Here is a 20723-nt window from a genome sequence, read left to right as displayed (position 1 = left end):
AAATGGTTTTAAAAAATGCTAGCATATTAGTTGTCGATGATGACGTAGACGTACTTAACGCATTACGTTTACTCCTTAAGCCACTTGTTAAGGACGTTGTAACCGAAAAAAACCCTAATAATATTCCTTCTCTTATTGAGCGAACTTATTTTGATATAGTCATTTTAGATATGAATTTTAATGGGCTTGTCAATACAGGTAATGAAGGGATTTTTTGGTTACATAAAATTCAAAAACAAAGCTCTGAAACCTCGATTATTCTAATGACAGCTTATGCTGATATTGATTTGGCCATAAGAGGTCTAAAAGAAGGGGCTTCAGATTTTTTAATGAAACCATGGAAGAATGAAAAAGTCATAGAAACCATTACTACTATTCTTAGTAAGAAAACAAAGACTTCTCAAAAAGAAAATTTTAATACCAACAGTGTAGAAATTATTGGTAGTAGTGATGCTATGAATGATGTCTTTGTTAAGTTAGAAAAAGTGGCACCCACAGATGCTAATATTTTAATTCTTGGTGAAAATGGCACAGGCAAAGATTTGATTGCAAGAGCGCTTCACGATAATTCTAATAGAAAAGATAAGCCTTTTATAAAAGTTGACGTTGGCGCTTTAACATCTTCGTTATTTGAAAGTGAATTATTCGGTTACAGAAAAGGAGCCTTTACAGATGCACGAGAAGATAGAAAAGGACGTTTTGAAGCCGCCAATGGTGGTACATTGTTTTTAGACGAAATTGGCAATATCACCTTAGGCCAACAAGTAAGGCTACTAACTGTATTACAAAACAGACAGGTGACACCTTTGGGTTCAAATGAATCTATACCTATAGATATTAGGCTGATTTGCGCAACTAATGAAGATCCAAAAGTTTTAGCAAATGAAAAACGGTTTAGAAAAGATTTAATATATAGAATAAATACAGTAGATATAACCATTCCACCTTTAAGAGATAGAGGTACAGACATTACTGAATTATCCCATTATTTTGTATCCCTTTATGCTGAAAAATATAATAAAAATGCATTCTCTTTTGATTCTGGATTTATTTCAAAATTAAAAAAACATGACTTCCCTGGCAATGTTAGGGAACTTCAATATGTACTAGAGCGCGCAGTAATTATGACAGATGGTAATGTTTTAAAACCTGAAGATTTAGTCTTCTCTTCTATTGAACGCTCAACCACTACTAAAAGTCTTGAAACAACGAGCTTAAACCTAGATGATATTGAAAAAAATGCAATTCTAACAGTGTTAGAAAAGCATAAAGGTAATGTCTCAAAATCTGCCAAAGAACTAGGGATTACTAGAGCTGCACTTTATAGACGACTAGATAAATATGAACTATAAAGGCTATATTGTTAGATTATTTTTTAAAATTATACTCCTTGTCGGTCTCATTCTCGCTATTACATATTTTATATATAATGACAATAACACTTATGCAGTAATTATCGGCTTAGTTATCCTCTATGTACTTATCAATACCTATAGTTTTGTAAAGCGACGATTTGTAGCCATGGATGATTTTTTTGAAGCTGTAAAATATCGTGATTTTTCGAGATGGTTTCCAGAAGATAGAGGCCCTAAAGATATCCGGTTTTTGTATACAGGATTTAATGAGATTAATAGAACCATAAAAGAAATTAATTCTCAGAATCAGGCACAATATGTTTATTTACAGAAGATTTTAGAAATGATAGATATTGGTATTATTGCTTATAATCTTGAAACTGGTGATGTTCTATGGACTAATGATTCGTTTGGTGATATTTTAGATATACCTACGTTTAAAAACATACGGTTTGTTGAAAACAGAAAACCAGAATTATTCAATACCATTTTTGAAACTTACCATAGAGAACCCAATTCTATTTCAATTGCGCTACAGAATGAAAGTATTAAAATTTTAATTTCAGATACTGTGTTTCAGGTTGATGATGATGCTTTTAAATTGATTGTTATTCAGGATATAGATAATACTTTAAATAAGAATGAGTCTGAATCCTGGAAAAAATTATTAAGTGTTATGACTCATGAAATCATGAATTCTATTGCTCCGATTTCTTCTTTAGCAGACACACTCCAATCTAATCTGCAATTGGTAATTGAACAACCTAAGGAAAACACATTGCAATTAGACGATCTTAACTCTGGAATCAAAACAATAAAAAAACGCAGTGATGGCTTGTTGAAATTTGCCAAAACGTACAGAAGTCTTAGCAAGGTTACTAACTTAAATCTTCAACGGGTTAAAGTATCTGAACTATTTAATAATATTCAGTTATTGATGGCACCTTCAATAGAGGCTAAAAATATTAACATAGAATTTAAAATTTCTGGACCTAAGCTAACATTAGATATAGACACGCACCTTATTGAACAAGTTTTGATTAATCTTTTGCTTAACGCAGTTGATGCATGCAAGCATAAAGATGACGCTCAAATTAAAGTATTAGCATCTCAAAATTCTAATAGAGACATTGTCATTAAAGTCTATGATAATGGTTCTGGAATACCTCAAGATATTCTCGAGAACATATTTGTACCTTTTTTCACCAGCAAAGCTACGGGAAGTGGTATTGGCTTAAGCCTTTGTAAGCAAATTATGTTACTACATAAAGGTCGAATAATTGTGAAAAGCATAGAAGGTGAAGGCACAGTATTTAGTTTAGTTTTTTGATTGGTTTAATTTCATTTTCTTTAAACTAACATTAATTATTTCTCTTATAGTTACTGCATTTAAAGGAAACTCTAATACTACATGTAACAAACTAAGAAAAAATAGGACTGTCAGTCCTGTGATATAATTGTATAAATAAATACACACTGAGCCCAACCATACTAAAATAATATACTTTGTTCGTTTGCTACTTAAGCTCGATTTCCAACCTATAATTGAAGTTTTTGAAAACCAATTAAGATAGTGGTAAGTATATGCGAAAGCTATAAAAACCTGGACTTTAAGTATTATAGGAGACATTAGGTTAATAGTATCTGTATTTATATCTGCAAAGAAGTCTGCGACAATTGTGTTAATAGATAAAAAACCACTACCTATAAATGTTTGCAGAGCAAATTCTGAGGCCTCATAAGAATTGGGCACCATATCAATAAAAAATAGTGCAATAGGAACTAAGACTAAAAGAATTATACTCACAATACCAGCTTTAGTAAAGTGTTTTAACTGACCATAAATCATAAAAAGTAATGTAAAGATATAAACATGAATCAGTGTAGGTAAAAAGACACCCAATACCATAATAATCTTAGGTAAAAACAATAAACATAAAACTGATAGTAAAGCACTAATAATAAAAGCTATAATTAATTGTTTCGACTTTGAAAACAGAATTAAACTTATAGAAAACAAAAAACCTGAAACAAGGATTATATGCTTTTGTGAGCTCATAAAACTGAAAAAATCATCATCAATATATTTAAGCAATGGGTAAACAGCTATGATAGATGCCAAAACAATAAATATCTTATAGATTTTAGATTGAGATCTTATAAAATATTTTTTATCATCGAGCCAATTGATTTCTGTTAAATAATGTAGTGGTCCAAGAAACGCGTAAGAAAAAAGAAATAACTCAAAAGGTAAGTAAATCGCAGCTACAAAGGATACAATTAACAACCCAATATTAATATAGTCAATAGTTTCACTCTTCATAATAAGGTTTCAAGATAAGCTTTCTATTAAAATTGAATTAAATATATTTAATTCAATTATCTTGTAGATTATATTTTCTAATAATTAATAATGGAAAAAACAGTTTCAGAAGCAATTGCCTATAGACGATCTACAAGAGTTTACAAAGATGACCCTATTGATATAGAAAAAGTAAAACAATGTTTAGTCAATGCGTCTCTGGCACCTACAAGTAGCAACCTTCAACTTTGGGAATTTTATCATATTACCGATAAAAATAAATTAAAACGATTGGCAGAGGCATGTTTTAATCAGAGTGCAGCAAAAACAGCTCAGCAATTAGTTGTCGTAGTGGTACGGAAAGATTTATGGCGCAAGCGTGCAAATGCCAATATTGAATTTTTAAATGAAGTTTATAATAAAGAAGGGCTAAGTGAACGCGATTTGAAGCGTAAAAAAATGGCTACTAATTACTATAAAAAACTCATCCCAACTATTTACACTGATTTCTTAGGTATTCTTGGTTACATTAAATTTTTTGTATTTCAGGTTGTTGGATTATTCAAGCCTATATACAGACAAACACGTCTTAGTGATATGCGTATTGTAGCCCATAAAAGTGCTGGATTAGCTGCACAAAATTTTATGACCAGTATGGCCGCTATTGGTTACGATACGTGTCCTATGGAAGGAAGCGACACCTTAAGAGTAAAGCAAATTTTAAAACTTCCCAGAGGTGCCGAAATTAATATGGTTATAGGTTGTGGCATAAGAGACGACAAAGGTATCTATGGGCCACGCTTTCGAATTCCTTTTGAAAACGTGTATTTTGAGGTTTAGTGTTTTTTAAAGTTTTCTAAGCCTGTTTTTAACCAACTAAGATAGGCATCTGCATTAGGCTCATAAGCATTAGTAACATTTAATAAGCCCATATTATGATCTAATAAAATATAATAAGGCTGAGAGTTATTTTTAAAGTTTATAGTTTGTAATGTTCCCCATTTATCACCTATACTTTCAATAGCCTTAACTGTACCATTAGTCCTTAAATATTGAAATTGCTCATCTTCTGGCAACGCTTTTTTATCATCGACATAAAGTGATATAATGACATAATTATCTTGTAACATATCGTAAACGTTAGAAGTACTCCATACCTGTTCTTCCATTTTTCTACAATTAACACATGCCCAACCTGTAAAGTCAAGCAATATAGGCTTGTTTTCAGATTTTGCGGCTGCAATACCTTGCTCTAAATCTTTATAACAATTTAGATCTAAAGGGCATTCAGATGTTTTTTCATATAAGCTATAAAACATAGGTGGAGGAAAACCACTTAAGAGTTTTAGATTAGCATATTTTGTATTTGTTAGACCTGGTATTAAATAAATGATAAAGGCAATAACTAAAATTCCTGTTGTAATTCTTCCCTTACTTAATTTTTGAAGTGGACCATCATGCGGAAACTTTATTTTTCCAAAAAGGTAAAGTGCTAAACCTATTCCTATAATTATCCAAAGACCAATAAATACTTCGCGTTTTAAAAGTCCCCAATGTTCAACTAAGTCTGCATTAGACAAAAATTTAAGTGCTAATGCTAACTCTATAAAACCTAGAACTACCTTTACAGTATTTAGCCACCCTCCAGATTTAGGTAATGAATTTAACCATTTAGGGAACATTGCAAATAATGTAAACGGTAATGCTAAAGCCAAACCAAAACCACTCATTCCCATCGTTAATTGTGTGGCACCACCATCTGCTGTTAATGAACTTCCGAGCAATGTACCCAAAATTGGTCCTGTACAAGAAAATGATACGATTGCTAAAGTCAATGCCATAAAAAAGACACCTATAAAGCCGCCTATTTTGTTGGCTTTACTATCCATTGCTGCACTCCAGGACTGAGGCAACGTTAATTCGTAATATCCAAAAAATGAAAATGCAAAAGCAATAAAAATGATAAAGAATATAACATTTAGCGTCACATTAGTAGAAATATTGTTTAAGATTCCAGGATCTAATGAATCTAACAAATGAAATGGAATACTTAACAAAGCATAAATTAAAAAGATAAAGAATCCATACAAGATAGAATTAAACAGCCCTTTTTTAGGATCACTTGCACTCTTTGTAAAAAACGATACAGTTAGAGGAATCATGGGAAAAACACACGGAGTGAGTAAGGCTATCAAACCACCTAAAAAGCCTAAAAAGAAAATAGTAAGATTACTCTTTTGTTCTACATTCTGCTCTTCGTACTTATCCCATCCTGTGACATTTAATTCTAATGCATTAGATAGTTCTTTACTTCGTTCATCTATAACTATGTTTTTCTTTTCAATTGCAGAACCATCAAGTGAAAGGTTAAATATCTTGTCTAACATTATACACTTACCATCATCACAAGCTTGAAAATCTACTCGTGCTTCTATAACTTTAAATTCCGAATTTATTAAAGATATACGTTGTTTAAATTGAGCTTCCTTTTCGAACTTTTTTACATCTAATTCAAAAACCTTGTCATATTTAGGTTTAACATCCGGTTCTTTAGTTTTACCTATAAGCTTATAATTACTTTCTTGATTTTTATATTCAAAATATGTAGGTAAAGGTCCTAAACCTTCAGACTCTTCTTGCGAATACATATACCATCCGTCTTCAATATTAGCTGTAAATACTAAGTCATACTCGCTATCTGAAATTTTCTCTATAGAATACTCCCATGTAACGGGTTCTAATTCTTGTGCAGATAAATTGAATGAAAAACAAAATGCTAAAAAGCAGTAGAGAAGTCCTTTTTTAAACGTCATAGAGTTATGCATTAAGCCACAAATGTAAACGATGTGGTTTTATTACGATTTTAAAGTCGTCTAATTTATAAAATCCTTAGGAATTAAGGCATAAAAAAACCGAACAATAATAGGCTCGGTTTTATACTTATAATTAGTGTAACTTTTATGATCTGACTTCGATCTTTAATTTATCAGAATGTTTCCACTTAGAAATACCTCCTTCTAAATCGTATACTTTTTCAAAACCGGCATCTTTTAGCTTCTTAGCACATTTAGCACTTCTATTACCACCTTTACAGTATAAAATTACAGGCTTAGCTTTATCTAAATTTTTAATATCCTCTTCAAAAGTTGGAGACATAAAGTCTATGTTTTGCGAACTTACAATATGCTCTTGGTTATACTCTTTTGGTGTGCGAACATCAACCAATTGCACTTCTTCCATTTCTAAAATAGATTGCATTTCTTCTGCAGTTACTAGCTTTACATCTGCACCAGCTTCTTTACTATCTAAACAACTTGTAGTTAAACTTATCACTAATACCAGGCAACAGATGGAGAGTACTTTTTTCATAATCATTGTAAAATTTAATTTTAGTCGGTAACTTCTCCTTCCCACTCACTAAAACCACCAACTAAATTATAGGCGTTTGCAAATCCCAATTGATTCATTACTGCACAAGCCTGGGCACTTCGTCCTCCAGCTTTACAATACACATAATAGTTCTTCGTTTTATCCAGTTTATTAATTTCATCAATAAAACCCTGACCCTTATATATATCTATATGAAGTGCGTTAGGTATAATACCTAACTCAACTTCTTCTTGTGTTCTAACATCTAAAACAACCGAATTATTATCTTGCTCAAGTTGTTTTGTCCAATCTTTTTGAGATAAATCTGCCATGAATTGCTATTTTGCTTAAACAAAATTAACATTTCCTTATGATATAGACGTAAAAAAACCCGAAGTGTTACACTTCGGATTAATTATTTAACATTTTTTCTGTAGAAATTTTAATCTTCTGCGCTTATACCTTTATGGAGCAGCCTATAGCTCTGGTTTCTTTTACCTTAATCTCATTACCTTCTAATAAAGCATCAACAGCATTTTCAACATATTTCTCATTAACCAGAGAAGCATCTTTATAATTATCGTCTATGGCTCCTATGTATTTTACTTCATTTCCTTTTTTAGTCTTTTCTAAAATGTAGATATGAGGTGTTTTTGTTGCCCCATATTGCGGATATATTTTCTGCCCTTTATCCATTAGATAAGGAAATGTAAACCCTTTTGCTTTGGCTCTTGCTTTCATGGCTTCCATATTGTCACCTGGCTTAACATTTGTATTATTAGGCATAATTGCAATTACAGGATAGCCTTTATCTGCATATTTTTTGTTTAATGCCTCTACTCTGTCCTCATATGCAACAGCATAAGGACAAGTATTACATGTAAACACAACTATAAAACCTTTAGCAGTTTTAAAATCTGAGAGTGACACCATGTTTCCATCAATATTTTCCAGACTAAAATCTGTAGCAATATCTCCTATTTTATAACCATTACCTTCAGTGTTAATTGTAAAAGCAGAAATTGTGAGTGCTAACACCATAACTGCGAGTAATTTTAAAATTTTCATAAGTAATCTATTTTAAAAATTGTTTATTTATTTAAGAAATCCCTGGATTTCAACTTCTAATTCTTCTTGTGTAAACGACCTCTCATAAAACTTTCTTTTATCACCTTTATAAATTATGGTAGCTGGTATTGCACCTGACCAGTTTTTATTGATCGCTGGTATCCATCGATTTTGATTTGTATCATCAAATGCTACAACTTTAGATTTTAAGTCGTGACTTCTTATAAAAGGTTTAAGCTTAGTTTCATAATTTTTTGGAAAGTCTAAACTTACCAATAACACTTCTACATTATTATTTTTATATTTTACATTTATTTCTTCAAAATAAGGAAGCTCCTTAACACATGGAGCACACCATGTAGCCCAGAAATTTACAACATGTACCTTATCATCTGTTTTGTTGATTAATGGCTCTAAACCATCATAATCATAAATTTTTAAATCTATATCCGATTCAAAAGCCAAAACTCCATTTACTTCTTCGCTAGTTAAAGCAGATGCTTCAGTATCAGTATTAGAAGAATGATCTTTGCATGAAAAAACACAAATTAAGAGTACTAAAAATAACCACTTCATCCGATAAAGTTATGAATCCAACTCGTTGTACTTTTAAAATTTAACAAAATATTAATTGGTAAATTAAAAAACTTCATTACATTTGTATATACAATTGTTGTATATGAAAGAATTAAAAAAAATATTAAAGACCAAATCTGAAATACCTCTGGAAAGAGCTACAGTTATTAATATATTTTATTCAAATAGCTGGGTAAAAGATGAATTACAATTACAACTAAAGCCATACGATCTTTCCATAGAGCAGTTTAACGTACTAAGAATTCTTAGAGGACAAAATGGTAAAGCAATTAACTTGCAAGATATCCAAGAACGTATGGTTAATAAAATGAGTAATACTACGCGCTTAGTAGATAAACTCATTAAAAAGAAATTTGTAAAACGAACTATTTGTAAAGCAAATAGGAGAAAAGTAGAAATTATTATTACAGGTTTAGGAAAAGACACCTTAATACACATTGATCCAATAATCGAAGCAGCTGAAAAAAATATAACAAAAAACTTAACTCAAAAAGAGTTGATACAATTAAATACACTTTTAATTAAACTTAAAAATCAATAAATTATGAAAAACAGAAATTTTAACATCGGATTAGTAGTGATTTTGGCACTATCATTTATGTCTTTTACAGTATTGAAAGAAAAAGCAATTAATATTGAAGAAAGTCAAATTAGCTGGAAAGGTTATAAAGTTACAGGTCAACACGAAGGTACTATCAATTTAAAAAGCGGAACTTTAATATTTGACGGTAAAACTCTAACTGGCGGTAACGTTGTAATGGATATGAACACAATAAACACTACTGATTTAGAGGGTGAATATAAAGGTAAGTTAGATGGTCATTTAAAATCTGCTGACTTTTTTGGTGTAGAAAATCACCCAACAGCAAGTTTAAAAATTACTACCGTAGAAGGAAAAAATGGTAAATACAATGTTACAGCGGACTTAACCATAAAGGATATTACTAATATTATCACATTCAATATGTACACAAAAGATAATTCTGCAACAGCATTTGTAAAAATAGATCGCACCAAATTCGATATCAAATATGGTTCTTCAAGCTTCTTTGATAACTTAAAAGACAAAGCAATCTATGATGAATTTGACCTAAATGTTACGCTAAAATTTTAAAAACCATAACTGATTAATAGCAATCTTGTTATATGGATTCCTGTCAAAACAATTATTTTTGTTGAAGCAGGAATCTTTTTTTAAAATTAGTTTGAAATGAAAATTATCATTTCTATATTTGACTTTCAAAATGAAAAAAATAACAAATCATACTTGGTGGTGGAATTTCTCAAACTCATGTTCGTGAAATAATCCTTAGTATGCTAAATATAGAAAAAGGCTTGTCATTCACGACAAGCCTTTTTTAATTAAAAATAGATGAAAACATTTAGTCTTTATACCCATTACAAAAAGATTCTGGCAGACACTATTACACCTGTAAGTATTTATCTTAAGATAAGAGATCGGTTTCCTAATAGTATTTTACTAGAGAGTAGTGATTACCATGCCAATGATAATAGTTTCTCCTATATCTGTTGTAATCCAATAGCATCTATTAAGGTAGAAGGCAATACAATCTCCCAGACTTATCCAGATGGAAGTTCAAAAAACAACTTTGTAAATAAAGTTGGTGTTGTAGATGAGATTCACAAATTTACCCAACGGTTTAAAGTAGATTCAAACCATGAATTTAAATTCATTAACAATGGTATATTTGGCTACACAGCTTATGATGCCGTAAAGTATTTTGAAGATATAGATCTGTCGAAAAAAGAAAACTCTATTAATATTCCAGATATCTATTATGCCGTTTATCAAAACATCATTGCTATTAATCACTTTAAAAATGAAGCTTATATTTTTGCACATTGTTTTGATACAGAAAATAACATTGATGATATTCTTCAACTCATTCAAACAAGACAATATGCATCATACGATTTTAACACCAAAGGTAATATAGAGTCTAATCTTTCGGACGAGGAATATAAAGAACATGTAGAGCTAGCTAAGAAACATTGTGCTCGCGGTGATGTATTTCAATTGGTGCTTTCTAAGCGTTTTTCACAAAAATTTAGTGGAGATGAATTTAACGTATACAGGGCATTAAGAAGCATAAATCCATCTCCTTACCTCTTCTATTTTGATTATGGAAACTTTAAAATATTTGGCAGCTCACCCGAAGCACAACTAGTTGTTAATAAAAATAAAGCAGAGATTCATCCAATAGCAGGTACCTTTAAACGTACAGGAAATGATCTTAAAGATGCTGAATTAGCAGAACAACTTATTGAAGATGATAAAGAGAATAGTGAACACGTAATGTTAGTAGACTTAGCTCGTAACGACTTAAGCAGACATAGTCATGATGTTACTGTTGAAAATTACAGAGAAGTACAATTCTTTTCCCACGTCATTCATTTAGTTAGCAAAGTCACAGGTGTTAAACATAAAAATACAGACACTATGCAAATCGTAGCTGATACATTTCCAGCGGGTACATTAAGTGGAGCTCCAAAGCACATGGCAATGCAACTCATTGAGAAGTACGAAAAAACAAACAGAGCATACTATGGAGGTGCAATAGGTTTTATGGATTTTGAAGGTAATTATAATCATGCCATAATGATTAGAACATTTTTAAGCAAAAACCATAAACTCTTCTGGCAAGCAGGAGCAGGATTAGTCGCTAAATCTAATCCAGAAAACGAATTACAAGAAGTATATAACAAGCTTGGTGCTTTAACTAATGCTATAGAACAAGCTAAAAAAATATAAGATTGATGAAAAAAGTATTAGTCATAGATAACTACGATAGTTTCACCTATAATTTGGTTCATTATTTAGAAGATTTAGATTGTGATGTTACGGTAAAAAGAAATGATAAACTCACTTTAGAAGAAGTTGATGCATTTGAAAAAATACTCTTATCACCTGGTCCAGGAATACCAGACGAAGCAGGATTGCTTAAAGAAATTATTGCCCAATATGCACCAACAAAAAGCATTTTAGGAGTATGTTTAGGACAGCAGGCTATTGGTGAGGTTTTTGGTGGCTCTTTAGAAAATTTAGATACAGTTTATCATGGTGTTGCTACACATATTACGCTTTCAGTTGATGATGAGACCTTGTTTAGAGGACTTAACAAAACCTTTGAAGTAGGTCGATACCATTCTTGGGTTGTCAATACTGATTTACCAGACAGCTTAGAGGCAACATCTTTTGATTCTAACGGTCAAATCATGTCATTGAGGCATAAAGTCTACGATGTTAAAGGAGTTCAGTATCACCCTGAGTCTGTTTTAACACCAGATGGAAAAAAGATATTAGAAAATTGGGTTAATAGCTAGTCTTTAAGCACTATAAATTAGACTTTAGATATGAACAATTACAAAGAATTAAAAGTTTGGCAAAAATCTTAAATCTATTTCATGAAAGAACTACTAAATAGGCTTATTAATCAAGAAAGCATCTCAAGTGAAGAAGCAAAAAATGTTTTGGTGAATATTTCCAATGGAAAGTATAACCAAAGTCAAATAGCTTCTTTCCTTACGGTATATATGATGCGTAGTATAACCATTGATGAACTTCGGGGTTTTAGAGACGCGCTTCTAGAATTATGTATTCCAGTAGATTTACAAAACTACAACACAATCGATTTATGTGGTACAGGAGGAGATGGCAAGGATACTTTTAATATTTCAACATTATCGTCTTTTGTAACTGCTGGTGCTGGAATCCATGTAACAAAACACGGTAATTATGGTGTATCTTCTGCCTGTGGGTCTTCTAATGTCATGGAACATTTAGGTATAAAGTTTTCTAATGATATAGATTTTTTAAAACGTAGTATCGATGAAGCTGGCATTTGTGTATTACACGCTCCTCTTTTTCATCCAGCCATGAAAAATGTGGCACCTATTCGTAAAGAATTAGGTGTAAAAACCTTCTTCAATATGCTAGGACCAATGGTAAATCCTGCATTCCCTAAAAACCAGATGGTAGGTGTATTTAATCTAGAATTATTAAGACTTTATGGTTATCTATATCAAGAATCTAATAAAAATTATGCTGTTGTACATGCTTTAGATGGTTATGATGAAATCTCTTTAACAGGAAAAACAAAGGTCATTTCTAATACTTCTGAAACGCTATTCAGCCCTCAAGATTTAGGACTGAATAAAATAGAGCAAAAAGAGATTTTTGGAGGAAATACAGTACAGCAAGCGGCAAGATTATTCACCAAAATAATTAATGGTAATGGTACTGTTGCCCATAATAATGTGGTTTGCGCTAATGCTGGATTAGCCATAGCAACTGTAAAGCAGATTTCGCATAAAGAAGGATTTGAATTAGCTAAAGAATCTTTATTAGGAGGCAAAGCGAAAGAAAGTTTGAGTAAATTAATTGAGTTAAGTAAATAAAAAACAACTAATAAGGTTTCTGCATATGCAGGCAATGAATATGAACATTTTAGACAAAATAGTAATAGATAAACGCAAGGAAGTAGACTTACGTAAATCCCTAATCCCTACTCAGCAACTAGAAGCTTCTATACTTTTTGAACGTGAAACAAACTCATTAGTTCAGAAATTAAAAGCAAGCAAATCCGGAATCATAGCAGAGCATAAAAGACGATCGCCATCTAAGTCTGTTATTAATCAAAGTTTAAATGTTCAGGATGTAGCAAAAGGTTATGAAAATGCTGGAGTCTGTGGTATGTCTGTTCTAACTGATGGTAAGTATTTTGGAGGATCACTAGACGATTTAATAGTGGCGAGAGCAAGTTGTAATCTTCCGCTATTAAGAAAAGAATTCATTGTAGATCCTTATCAAATTATAGAAGCTAAGGCTTATGGTGCAGATGTAGTCTTATTAATTGCAGCCATTTTAACCAGAGATGAGATTAAACAGTTTTCAGAATTAGCAAAGAGTTTAAAATTAGATGTATTGCTAGAAGTACATAATGAAGAAGAATTGTATAAATCAATTATGCCGTCTTTAGATATGCTTGGTGTTAACAATAGAAACCTTAAAACATTTGAAGTGAGTTTAGAAACTTCAAAACAATTAAGTGAACAAATACCTGATGATTTTGTAAAAGTGTCTGAGAGTGGTATTAGTGCTGTTGAAGCCATAAAGGAATTACAACCTTATGGTTACAAAGGATTTTTAATTGGTGAAAACTTTATGAAAACGGATAATCCGGGATCTAGTGTAACAGAATTCATAAACACTTTGGAAACATGAAATTAAAAGTCTGCGGAATGAAATACAATACTGCTGAAGTTGCACAGCTGCAACCTGATTTTTTGGGTTTTATATTTTATGAAAATTCACCAAGAGATTTTTATGACACCATTCCAGAGTTACCAAAAAGCATTAAAAAGGTTGGTGTTTTTGTGGATGAAAAAGTAGAAGTAATAGTAAGTAAAATTGAAAAACACCAACTAGATGCTATACAGTTGCATGGCCATGAATCACCTGAAGTTTGTAGATTATTAAAATCTACAAATAAGGAAATTATTAAAGTCTTTTCTATAAAAAATGATTTTGACTTTTCAGTGTTAAGTCACTATGAAGATGTTTGCGATTACTTCTTATTTGACACTAAAGGAAAATTACCAGGCGGAAACGGTTATACTTTTAATTGGGATATATTAAAAGATTATCCTTCAACCAAACCTTACTTTTTAAGTGGTGGCATTGGTTTAAAAGAACTAGAAAACATAAATGCATTTACAAAAAGTTCTGCTTCAAAATACTGTTATGCCATTGATGTCAACAGCAAATTTGAAATAGAGCCTGGGTTAAAACATATTGAAGATTTAAAAGAATTTAAAGACTCATTATGAGCAAAAAAGATAAGATTAATAAAAAAATTCAAAAGCACTTTGATAATAGACTCTACGCTAGAATTAAACGTGGAATAAAAGGCGACTTTGAAGAAATACTAAGAGGTTATATCATAAAATACTCTGAAGATTTTATTCTTGTTAAAGAGGAAGATGATTTTGAGTTTAGAGGCTATCAAATTATTCCAACTTACACAGTTAAGGGAATAAGATATAATGACAATGATAAATATTATGATTTTATAAATAAATCTGAACATAAAAAATCTTGGTTTGAGATTGATAAACTATCAGATATTGATTTGAGCTCTTGGGAAACAATTTTTATTGACTTAAAAACTAAAAAACTACATATTATTACCGAATGTGAACGCTACGAGGATAAATTATTTTGTATTGGTTCTATAGCTGAATTCACAAAAAAAGCAGTTCATATTGAATATTTTAATGCTCAAGGCTATATAGATGAAACACCAGTAAAACATAAATACAAGTGGATTACCAAAATTACATTTGGAGACAACTACACTAAAGTATTTTCAAAATACAAGAGAAAAAGAGAAAGAGAATGAAAAATACTTATAATATCAACGACAAAGGCTATTACGGAGAATTTGGTGGAGCGTTTATACCAGAAATGCTTTATCCGAATGTTGAAGAATTGCGTCAGAACTACCTGAAAATAATGGCAGAATCTTCTTTTCAAGAAGAGTTTCATCAATTACTAAAGGATTATGTAGGAAGACCTTCCCCACTCTATTTTGCAAAACGTCTTTCAGAAAAATACAACACCAAAGTGTATCTAAAAAGAGAAGACCTCAACCATACTGGAGCGCATAAAGTCAATAATACCATTGGGCAAATCCTTATGGCAAAACGTTTAGGTAAAAACAGAATTATTGCCGAAACTGGTGCTGGTCAGCACGGAGTTGCCACAGCTACAGTTTGTGCATTAATGGGCATTGAATGTATTGTTTATATGGGAGAAATTGACATAGCAAGGCAAGCACCAAATGTGGCGCGTATGAAAATGTTGGGTGCAGAAGTTCGTCCAGCGTTATCTGGTAGTCGTACTCTTAAAGATGCCACTAATGAAGCTATTCGCGATTGGATTAATAATCCTGTAGACACACATTATATCATAGGTTCTGCTATTGGACCCCATCCTTATCCAGATATGGTAACACGATTTCAATCTATAATCTCGGAAGAAATAAAATGGCAGTTAAAGGACAAAGAAGGTAAAGAAGACCCAGATTATGTAGTCGCCTGTATTGGAGGCGGAAGTAATGCCGCTGGTACTTACTATCATTTTTTAGATAATGAAAATGTAGGTATTATTGCAGTCGAAGCCGCTGGTAAAGGGATTCATTCGGGCAAAAGTGCTGCAACTTCTGCTTTAGGAAAAGAAGGCATCATCCATGGTTGTAAAACCTTGTTAATGCAAACAAAAGACGGACAAATTACTGAGCCCTACTCTATTTCGGCTGGATTGGATTATCCTGGTGTTGGTCCATTACACTCGCATTTATACAAATCTGGGCGAGGTGAATTTTATTCTGCAACAGATGATGAAGCTATGACAGCAGGATTAGAATTATGTCAATTAGAGGGCATTATTCCAGCTATTGAAACAAGTCATGCATTGGCCATTTTTGAGCATAAAACGTTTCAACCAGATGATATTGTGGTAATCAGTCTGTCTGGCCGTGGCGATAAAGATTTACAGAATTATATTGATTATTTTAAATTGTAACTACTGTCATTCCTGCGTAGGCAGGAATCCACAAGCATGTATAAAACAATTCATCAATATTATTTATATATCCTAACCAATAAAAAGAACGGAACACTTTATATTGGTATAACTAATGATTTAGAAAGACGAATTTTTGAACACAAGAACAAACTTATAGAAGGTTTTACTAAAAGATATGATTTGACTCAACTTGTCTATTTCGAAAGTTATCAATATATAAACGACGCTATAAAAAGAGAAAAGAATATGAAGAAATGGAAACGACAATGGAAAATCAACTTAATTGAAGAAGAGAATTCTGGATGGAAGGATTTAGCAAAAGATTGGAATAATTGAGAATGGATTCCTGCCTACGCAGGAATGACAAACCAAAAATGATTAAAAATGCTGAAACAAGTTCAGGGTTACCAAAACAAAAGAAAGTTTAATTAAAAGATTTCCACTTTCGTGGAAAGTAAACATGAACAGAATAAACCAAAAATTAAAAGAAGACAAAAAACTCTTGTCAATATATTTTACTGCAGGTTATCCCGAGATTGATGACACAGTTTCAATTATACAAAAGCTAGAACTATCTGGCGTAGTAGATATGATTGAAATAGGGTTACCATTTAGTGATCCTTTGGCCGATGGTCCAACTATCCAAGCCAGTTCTACTGCCGCACTTAAAAATGGAATGACCACAGAAAAATTATTTAAACAACTCAAGGATATAAGACCTTTTGTAAGAATCCCATTAATAATTATGGGTTACTTTAATCCTGTGTTGCAATATGGTGTAGAAGCTTTTTGTAAAAAATGTCAAGAGATTGGTATTGACGGCTTAATTATTCCTGATTTACCAGTTGATGTTTATGATGAACATTACAAAGCTACATTTGAAAAATATGGCTTAATTAATGTCTTTTTAATTACACCACAAACGTCTGATAGACGTATTCGTTATATTGATTCCATTTCAACTGGATTTATCTATATGGTAAGTTCTGCGAGTACAACTGGAGCTCAATCTGGTTTTGGAAGTACACAAACGGATTATTTTGAGCGTATTGCAAATATGAATCTTAAGAATCCGCAAATCGTTGGCTTTGGAATTTCCAATAATGACACCTTTACTCAAGCCACAAGATATGCTAAGGGAGCTATCATTGGTAGTGCTTTTATTAAGCATCTCACTAATAATGGTGCTAACTCTATTGATGATTTTGTAAGTAGAATATTGAATTTGTAAATAAACTATTAAATTAAAAAAGATTCCTGCCTTCTCAAGAAGTATTATGCCACTTAACATCGTCCTCATAGAACCCGAAATCCCAAACAACACTGGTAATATTGGTCGTTTGGCCTTAGCTACAGACTCTAGTCTGCACTTGGTAAAACCCTTTGGGTTTGAAATTGATGATAAACGTCTTAAACGTGCAGGGCTAGATTATTGGCAACACATAGAAGTCATTTATTACAATAGCATAGATGAGTTCTTTGCAAAAAATAAAGATGCTAAAATGATCTTCTTATCGAGTCATGGTACAAAATCGCATTGGGATATTAATTATACCAACAATATGTTCTTAGTTTTTGGTAAAGAATCTGTAGGCTTACCCAAGCATTTAATAGAGCAACATAAAACGCAACTTTTTAAAATACCAATGTATAGTACACATATAAGAAGCCTTAACCTAGCCAATGCTGTAAGCATTATTGTTTATGAAGGTTTAAGACAACTTAGTTAATTTTTTCATAAAACCAATCTAAAGGTTAAACGCTTTAAAAAAACTGAAGTCTTAGTAGTGTTCATTAATTAAAAACACAAAAAATTATGATTTCAAAAACAGTAAAAGTAAGTTTATGTATGGTTGTTATATGCAGCTTATCATTTGTAAATGCCCAAGAACACAGGAGTAAAAAAAGAGGTAACCTAGAAGAGTTCTTTAAAAAATTAGACACCAACGCAGACGGTGAGTTATCTCTAGAGGAGTTCACATCTAAACGCCAACGCGAAGAGATTAAAACCGAAGTCATGAACGACCGTTTTAAAGCTTTAGATGCTGATGCCAATGGCGGTTTATCTATTGAAGAATTTAAATCCCTAAAAGAACTGGTCAAAACAGAACGTATAGAAAAGCGTTTTGCAGAAATGGATGCCAACGGAGATGGCAATATCGATTTAGCTGAATACAAGGCCTTTACAGAAGACAATAAAACGCATAGAAAAAAGCGTAAGCATAAACGCCATTAATAAGATGTCGTAATAATAATCCTCTAGAAACTCTAGAGGATTTTTTATACATAAACATATGATAACCAATTTTCGTTTTGTATCTTTTAATCAAAACAAAACCAGCATTTGAAAAACACAAAAACACTTAAGCTTTTATACGAATATGGGCAGATTGCTTTTGGCATTGTACTCGCTAGTATTGGACTCAAAGCTTTTTTATTACCTAATGGGTTTTTAGATGGAGGAGTAACAGGAATTGCTCTTTTAGTGAATCGATTGGTGGATATTAACATTTCGATATTACTCGTCATTTTTAGTGTTCCGTTTTTAATTCTTGGCTTTTATACGGTTTCAAAACGCATTGTTATTAAATCGATTATTAGTATTCTTGGTTTGGCCTTATTTATTCATTTCGAAAATTTCGAAATCATAACTGATGATAAGTTGCTCATTTCAATATTTGGTGGTTTGTTTTTAGGAGCTGGCATTGGTATAGCCATAAGAAACGGTTCTGTACTTGATGGATCCGAAATTCTGGGAGTTTATCTCAATGACACCTTTGGCATTACGATAGGCAAAGTTATTCTGGTGTTTAATATTATATTATTTGCCATCACGGCTTGGGTGATTTCAACCGAAGTTGCTCTATATTCCATTTTAACCTATATCGTCACTGCAAAAGTCACCGATCTAATTATTGAAGGGTTTGAAGATTTTATTGGTATTACGATAGTGTCAAAACAATTTAGTGCCATTGAAGTTGCTATCATGGAAGAACTCGGAACAGGCATGACACTTTATAAAGGAACGCGTGGTATGGGAAGCTCTGGAAAGCAAGAGGATTTTGATATCATCCATACCATCATAAACCGTATTGACATTAAAAAAATGTATCGGGTAGTTAATCGCATTGACCCAAAAGCATTTATTGTAGAATTTGATGTCAATTCCGTAAAAGGTGGTGTTCTTCGTCATTATTTAGATAAGAAAAAGAATAAGATTTTGCCTAAAGTCTGAAAGTTTAATAATTTTGAAAACTTATATAAACATTTCTAATGAAAAAAATACTTATAGCTTTTATTCTTCTTTTAACCACACAATTAAATGCTCAGGAAATAGGACTAAGATTTGGTGAAGTGACAGGTAATACTATTGCCATTGATGGAGTCTTTGATTTTGAAGGCAATAGAATCCATGCCAATCTCTCTTTTGGTGATGGAGTTGGTATCGATGCGCTTTACGACTTTATTTATAAACCTCTTGGAGAAGAAGCCATTAACTGGTATGTTGGTGCTGGTGCATCTACCTATATTGAAGATGAGTTTAATATAGGTGTTAGTGGTGAAATAGGATTAGAATATGTCTTTAAAGAAGTGCCTATTGTTTTAGGTTTAGACTACAGACCGACCTTTTGGATTATTGATGATACCGATTTTAAATGGGATGGTTTTGGGATAAATGTGCGTTATAAGTTTTAAAAGAATTCACGATACTGCATTACTCTAAAATCGAAGGTATTAAAGCTAGGATTCTTGGCTTTTAATTGCTTGTAAAGTGGTAATCGACTGATTGAAATATTAGCTGCACCTGAACCAGAAGTTAGGGAAACGGTTTTGATAGTTCTAAGCGAGGTTTCAACTGTGCTCAACCTAACGGACAAGGAAAATTGGTGAATTCTCGGCACTTGGTTATTTACTAGCTCTAACTTTAGTTTATAATCTTTTAAATGTCTCCTAAAAAAGTATTCTGGTCCGTTTTTACTATTTCCCCCAGTAAATAAAATCGTCTCTATCTTTGGGTATTGCATTAGATAACCAATAACATCTCTTAATTTAATATTTTTCATTCCCAAATCTGAAGCATCTATCTTTTTGCGTTCAGCACTTTCTACAATATCACAAACACCAATTTGATGTTTTATTAAAAACTGCTTTCGTTCTTCAATAGCTTCATAAGAATTGTCATAACGCAAATTAAGGCTATGAATCTTATCTATAAACAACCACAAAGAATTGTAATAACTTCCATAGCAAAAGTCAACATCTTTTTCTAGTAGTTCTCCTGTAGAAAAGCGTGGTGGTGGCAAGGTGCCAACAATGAGTTTCTTGGTATCCTTTTGTATAAAAGGTTGGTATGGATGTTTATGGAGAAACATATTAATCTAAAAATAAATTAGTGCTTCGACTACGCTCAGCATGACATCAT

The 20723-nt window shown here is 32.0% G+C and carries 25 protein-coding genes; 18 read left to right on the top strand and 7 right to left on the bottom strand.

Features of this window, described 5'->3' with window-relative positions:
• Positions 1-2 precede the first annotated feature (2 nt).
• Together Q0912_RS02490 and Q0912_RS02485 are read left to right on the top strand one after the other, a co-directional pair.
• Positions 3-1352: a sigma-54 dependent transcriptional regulator gene (locus tag Q0912_RS02490; protein WP_299111647.1), complete on the top strand. Its 1350-nt coding sequence runs from the start codon at positions 3-5 to the stop codon at positions 1350-1352.
• Positions 1342-2685 carry a HAMP domain-containing sensor histidine kinase gene (locus tag Q0912_RS02485; protein ID WP_299111645.1) on the top strand — a complete coding sequence of 448 codons (1344 nt, stop codon included), beginning with the start codon at positions 1342-1344 and terminating at the stop codon, positions 2683-2685. Before Q0912_RS02490 ends, Q0912_RS02485 begins: the two co-directional genes overlap by 11 nt.
• On the opposite strand, the gene Q0912_RS02480 is transcribed toward Q0912_RS02485, so the two are convergent.
• The gene (locus Q0912_RS02480) at positions 2674-3678 is read right to left on the bottom strand and encodes a hypothetical protein (RefSeq protein ID WP_299111643.1); all 1005 of its coding nucleotides are present in this window, start codon (positions 3676-3678) and stop codon (positions 2674-2676) included. The genes Q0912_RS02485 and Q0912_RS02480 overlap by 12 nt on opposite strands.
• Before the next feature lie 90 nt (positions 3679-3768).
• Between Q0912_RS02480 and Q0912_RS02475 the strand changes: the two genes are divergently transcribed.
• Positions 3769-4497, top strand: a complete 729-nt coding sequence (locus Q0912_RS02475) for a nitroreductase family protein (RefSeq protein WP_299111641.1) — start codon at positions 3769-3771, stop codon at positions 4495-4497.
• Here Q0912_RS02475 and Q0912_RS02470 read toward each other — a convergent pair.
• The 5 genes from Q0912_RS02470 to Q0912_RS02450 all read right to left on the bottom strand — a co-directional run bounded on the left by Q0912_RS02470 (position 4494) and on the right by Q0912_RS02450 (position 8670).
• On the bottom strand, positions 4494-6470 hold the full coding sequence (locus Q0912_RS02470) for a cytochrome c biogenesis protein CcdA (protein WP_299111639.1): 1977 nt from the start codon (positions 6468-6470) through the stop codon (positions 4494-4496). The genes Q0912_RS02475 and Q0912_RS02470 overlap by 4 nt on opposite strands.
• 145 nt (positions 6471-6615) lie before the next feature.
• A complete protein-coding gene (locus Q0912_RS02465) occupies positions 6616-7026 on the bottom strand; it encodes a rhodanese-like domain-containing protein (RefSeq protein ID WP_299111637.1) in 411 nt (136 codons plus the stop codon).
• A 20-nt stretch (positions 7027-7046) separates the two neighbouring features.
• Positions 7047-7358 carry a rhodanese-like domain-containing protein gene (locus tag Q0912_RS02460; protein WP_299111635.1) on the bottom strand — a complete coding sequence of 104 codons (312 nt, stop codon included), beginning with the start codon at positions 7356-7358 and terminating at the stop codon, positions 7047-7049.
• Positions 7359-7482: 124 nt separating this feature from the next.
• Positions 7483-8094 carry a thioredoxin family protein gene (locus tag Q0912_RS02455; RefSeq protein WP_299111633.1) on the bottom strand — a complete coding sequence of 204 codons (612 nt, stop codon included), beginning with the start codon at positions 8092-8094 and terminating at the stop codon, positions 7483-7485.
• Between the two features lie 27 nt (positions 8095-8121).
• Positions 8122-8670 carry a TlpA family protein disulfide reductase gene (locus tag Q0912_RS02450; protein ID WP_299111631.1) on the bottom strand — a complete coding sequence of 183 codons (549 nt, stop codon included), beginning with the start codon at positions 8668-8670 and terminating at the stop codon, positions 8122-8124.
• Between the two features lie 103 nt (positions 8671-8773).
• Here Q0912_RS02450 and Q0912_RS02445 point away from each other — a divergent pair, with 103 nt between their 5' ends.
• From Q0912_RS02445 to Q0912_RS02375, 15 genes are all read left to right on the top strand, one after another.
• Positions 8774-9232, top strand: a complete 459-nt coding sequence (locus tag Q0912_RS02445; RefSeq protein ID WP_299111629.1) for a MarR family transcriptional regulator — start codon at positions 8774-8776, stop codon at positions 9230-9232.
• Between the two features lie 3 nt (positions 9233-9235).
• The gene (locus tag Q0912_RS02440; protein WP_299111627.1) at positions 9236-9805 is read left to right on the top strand and encodes a YceI family protein; all 570 of its coding nucleotides are present in this window, start codon (positions 9236-9238) and stop codon (positions 9803-9805) included.
• Positions 9806-10063: 258 nt separating this feature from the next.
• Complete coding sequence (locus Q0912_RS02435) at positions 10064-11464, top strand: anthranilate synthase component I family protein (RefSeq protein WP_299111625.1); 1401 nt, start codon at positions 10064-10066, stop codon at positions 11462-11464.
• 5 nt (positions 11465-11469) lie between these two features.
• Entirely contained in the window at positions 11470-12036 is a 567-nt protein-coding gene (locus tag Q0912_RS02430; RefSeq protein ID WP_299111623.1) for an aminodeoxychorismate/anthranilate synthase component II, read from the top strand.
• An 81-nt stretch (positions 12037-12117) separates the two neighbouring features.
• Positions 12118-13110: an anthranilate phosphoribosyltransferase gene (gene trpD, locus Q0912_RS02425; protein ID WP_299111621.1), complete on the top strand. Its 993-nt coding sequence runs from the start codon at positions 12118-12120 to the stop codon at positions 13108-13110.
• A gap of 40 nt (positions 13111-13150) precedes the next feature.
• Positions 13151-13936, top strand: a complete 786-nt coding sequence (gene trpC / locus Q0912_RS02420) for an indole-3-glycerol phosphate synthase TrpC (RefSeq protein ID WP_299111619.1) — start codon at positions 13151-13153, stop codon at positions 13934-13936.
• Positions 13933-14541 carry a phosphoribosylanthranilate isomerase gene (locus tag Q0912_RS02415; RefSeq protein ID WP_299111617.1) on the top strand — a complete coding sequence of 203 codons (609 nt, stop codon included), beginning with the start codon at positions 13933-13935 and terminating at the stop codon, positions 14539-14541. The genes trpC and Q0912_RS02415 overlap by 4 nt, the downstream gene beginning before the upstream one ends.
• Positions 14538-15113 carry a hypothetical protein gene (locus tag Q0912_RS02410; protein WP_299111615.1) on the top strand — a complete coding sequence of 192 codons (576 nt, stop codon included), beginning with the start codon at positions 14538-14540 and terminating at the stop codon, positions 15111-15113. The genes Q0912_RS02415 and Q0912_RS02410 overlap by 4 nt, the downstream gene beginning before the upstream one ends.
• Positions 15110-16297 (top strand): tryptophan synthase subunit beta, encoded by a 1188-nt coding sequence (gene trpB / locus Q0912_RS02405; RefSeq protein WP_299111613.1) that lies wholly within the window; start codon positions 15110-15112, stop codon positions 16295-16297. Before Q0912_RS02410 ends, trpB begins: the two co-directional genes overlap by 4 nt.
• A 36-nt stretch (positions 16298-16333) precedes the next feature.
• On the top strand, positions 16334-16636 hold the full coding sequence (locus tag Q0912_RS02400; RefSeq protein ID WP_299111610.1) for a GIY-YIG nuclease family protein: 303 nt from the start codon (positions 16334-16336) through the stop codon (positions 16634-16636).
• Positions 16637-16760: 124 nt separating this feature from the next.
• A complete protein-coding gene (trpA, locus tag Q0912_RS02395) occupies positions 16761-17531 on the top strand; it encodes a tryptophan synthase subunit alpha (protein WP_299111608.1) in 771 nt (256 codons plus the stop codon).
• A gap of 46 nt (positions 17532-17577) precedes the next feature.
• Complete coding sequence (locus Q0912_RS02390) at positions 17578-18030, top strand: tRNA (cytidine(34)-2'-O)-methyltransferase (RefSeq protein ID WP_299111606.1); 453 nt, start codon at positions 17578-17580, stop codon at positions 18028-18030.
• An 86-nt stretch (positions 18031-18116) separates the two neighbouring features.
• A complete protein-coding gene (locus Q0912_RS02385; RefSeq protein ID WP_299111604.1) occupies positions 18117-18536 on the top strand; it encodes an EF-hand domain-containing protein in 420 nt (139 codons plus the stop codon).
• 108 nt (positions 18537-18644) lie between these two features.
• A complete protein-coding gene (locus tag Q0912_RS02380; protein WP_299111602.1) occupies positions 18645-19535 on the top strand; it encodes a YitT family protein in 891 nt (296 codons plus the stop codon).
• A gap of 38 nt (positions 19536-19573) precedes the next feature.
• Positions 19574-19996, top strand: coding sequence for a hypothetical protein (locus tag Q0912_RS02375; RefSeq protein ID WP_299111600.1), 423 nt, complete (start codon positions 19574-19576; stop codon positions 19994-19996).
• Here the strand turns inward: Q0912_RS02375 and Q0912_RS02370 are convergent.
• Positions 19993-20673 carry a uracil-DNA glycosylase family protein gene (locus Q0912_RS02370; protein WP_299111598.1) on the bottom strand — a complete coding sequence of 227 codons (681 nt, stop codon included), beginning with the start codon at positions 20671-20673 and terminating at the stop codon, positions 19993-19995. The genes Q0912_RS02375 and Q0912_RS02370 overlap by 4 nt on opposite strands.
• Between the last annotated feature and the right edge of the window lie 50 nt (positions 20674-20723).

It is taken from the genome of uncultured Winogradskyella sp., assembly GCF_947498345.1.
Classification (GTDB): Bacteria; Bacteroidota; Bacteroidia; order Flavobacteriales; family Flavobacteriaceae; genus Winogradskyella.
The sequence above is the reverse complement of the archived record's forward strand: the minus strand, read 5'-3'. Positions and strand labels throughout refer to the sequence as shown.

Bases quoted from the DNA above. Each gene is read 5' to 3' on its own strand.
- Q0912_RS02490 (WP_299111647.1), top strand. From the start codon at position 3: ATGGTTTTAAAAAATGCTAGCATATTAGTTGTCGATGATGACGTAGAC.
- Q0912_RS02485 (WP_299111645.1), top strand. From the start codon at position 1,342: ATGAACTATAAAGGCTATATTGTTAGATTATTTTTTAAAATTATACTC.
- Q0912_RS02480 (WP_299111643.1), bottom strand. From the start codon at position 3,678: ATGAAGAGTGAAACTATTGACTATATTAATATTGGGTTGTTAATTGTA.
- Q0912_RS02475 (WP_299111641.1), top strand. From the start codon at position 3,769: ATGGAAAAAACAGTTTCAGAAGCAATTGCCTATAGACGATCTACAAGA.
- Q0912_RS02470 (WP_299111639.1), bottom strand. From the start codon at position 6,470: ATGACGTTTAAAAAAGGACTTCTCTACTGCTTTTTAGCATTTTGTTTT.
- Q0912_RS02465 (WP_299111637.1), bottom strand. From the start codon at position 7,026: ATGAAAAAAGTACTCTCCATCTGTTGCCTGGTATTAGTGATAAGTTTA.
- Q0912_RS02460 (WP_299111635.1), bottom strand. From the start codon at position 7,358: ATGGCAGATTTATCTCAAAAAGATTGGACAAAACAACTTGAGCAAGAT.
- Q0912_RS02455 (WP_299111633.1), bottom strand. From the start codon at position 8,094: ATGAAAATTTTAAAATTACTCGCAGTTATGGTGTTAGCACTCACAATT.
- Q0912_RS02450 (WP_299111631.1), bottom strand. From the start codon at position 8,670: ATGAAGTGGTTATTTTTAGTACTCTTAATTTGTGTTTTTTCATGCAAA.
- Q0912_RS02445 (WP_299111629.1), top strand. From the start codon at position 8,774: ATGAAAGAATTAAAAAAAATATTAAAGACCAAATCTGAAATACCTCTG.
- Q0912_RS02440 (WP_299111627.1), top strand. From the start codon at position 9,236: ATGAAAAACAGAAATTTTAACATCGGATTAGTAGTGATTTTGGCACTA.
- Q0912_RS02435 (WP_299111625.1), top strand. From the start codon at position 10,064: ATGAAAACATTTAGTCTTTATACCCATTACAAAAAGATTCTGGCAGAC.
- Q0912_RS02430 (WP_299111623.1), top strand. From the start codon at position 11,470: ATGAAAAAAGTATTAGTCATAGATAACTACGATAGTTTCACCTATAAT.
- trpD (WP_299111621.1), top strand. From the start codon at position 12,118: ATGAAAGAACTACTAAATAGGCTTATTAATCAAGAAAGCATCTCAAGT.
- trpC (WP_299111619.1), top strand. From the start codon at position 13,151: ATGAACATTTTAGACAAAATAGTAATAGATAAACGCAAGGAAGTAGAC.
- Q0912_RS02415 (WP_299111617.1), top strand. From the start codon at position 13,933: ATGAAATTAAAAGTCTGCGGAATGAAATACAATACTGCTGAAGTTGCA.
- Q0912_RS02410 (WP_299111615.1), top strand. From the start codon at position 14,538: ATGAGCAAAAAAGATAAGATTAATAAAAAAATTCAAAAGCACTTTGAT.
- trpB (WP_299111613.1), top strand. From the start codon at position 15,110: ATGAAAAATACTTATAATATCAACGACAAAGGCTATTACGGAGAATTT.
- Q0912_RS02400 (WP_299111610.1), top strand. From the start codon at position 16,334: ATGTATAAAACAATTCATCAATATTATTTATATATCCTAACCAATAAA.
- trpA (WP_299111608.1), top strand. From the start codon at position 16,761: ATGAACAGAATAAACCAAAAATTAAAAGAAGACAAAAAACTCTTGTCA.
- Q0912_RS02390 (WP_299111606.1), top strand. From the start codon at position 17,578: ATGCCACTTAACATCGTCCTCATAGAACCCGAAATCCCAAACAACACT.
- Q0912_RS02385 (WP_299111604.1), top strand. From the start codon at position 18,117: ATGATTTCAAAAACAGTAAAAGTAAGTTTATGTATGGTTGTTATATGC.
- Q0912_RS02375 (WP_299111600.1), top strand. From the start codon at position 19,574: ATGAAAAAAATACTTATAGCTTTTATTCTTCTTTTAACCACACAATTA.
- Q0912_RS02370 (WP_299111598.1), bottom strand. From the start codon at position 20,673: ATGTTTCTCCATAAACATCCATACCAACCTTTTATACAAAAGGATACC.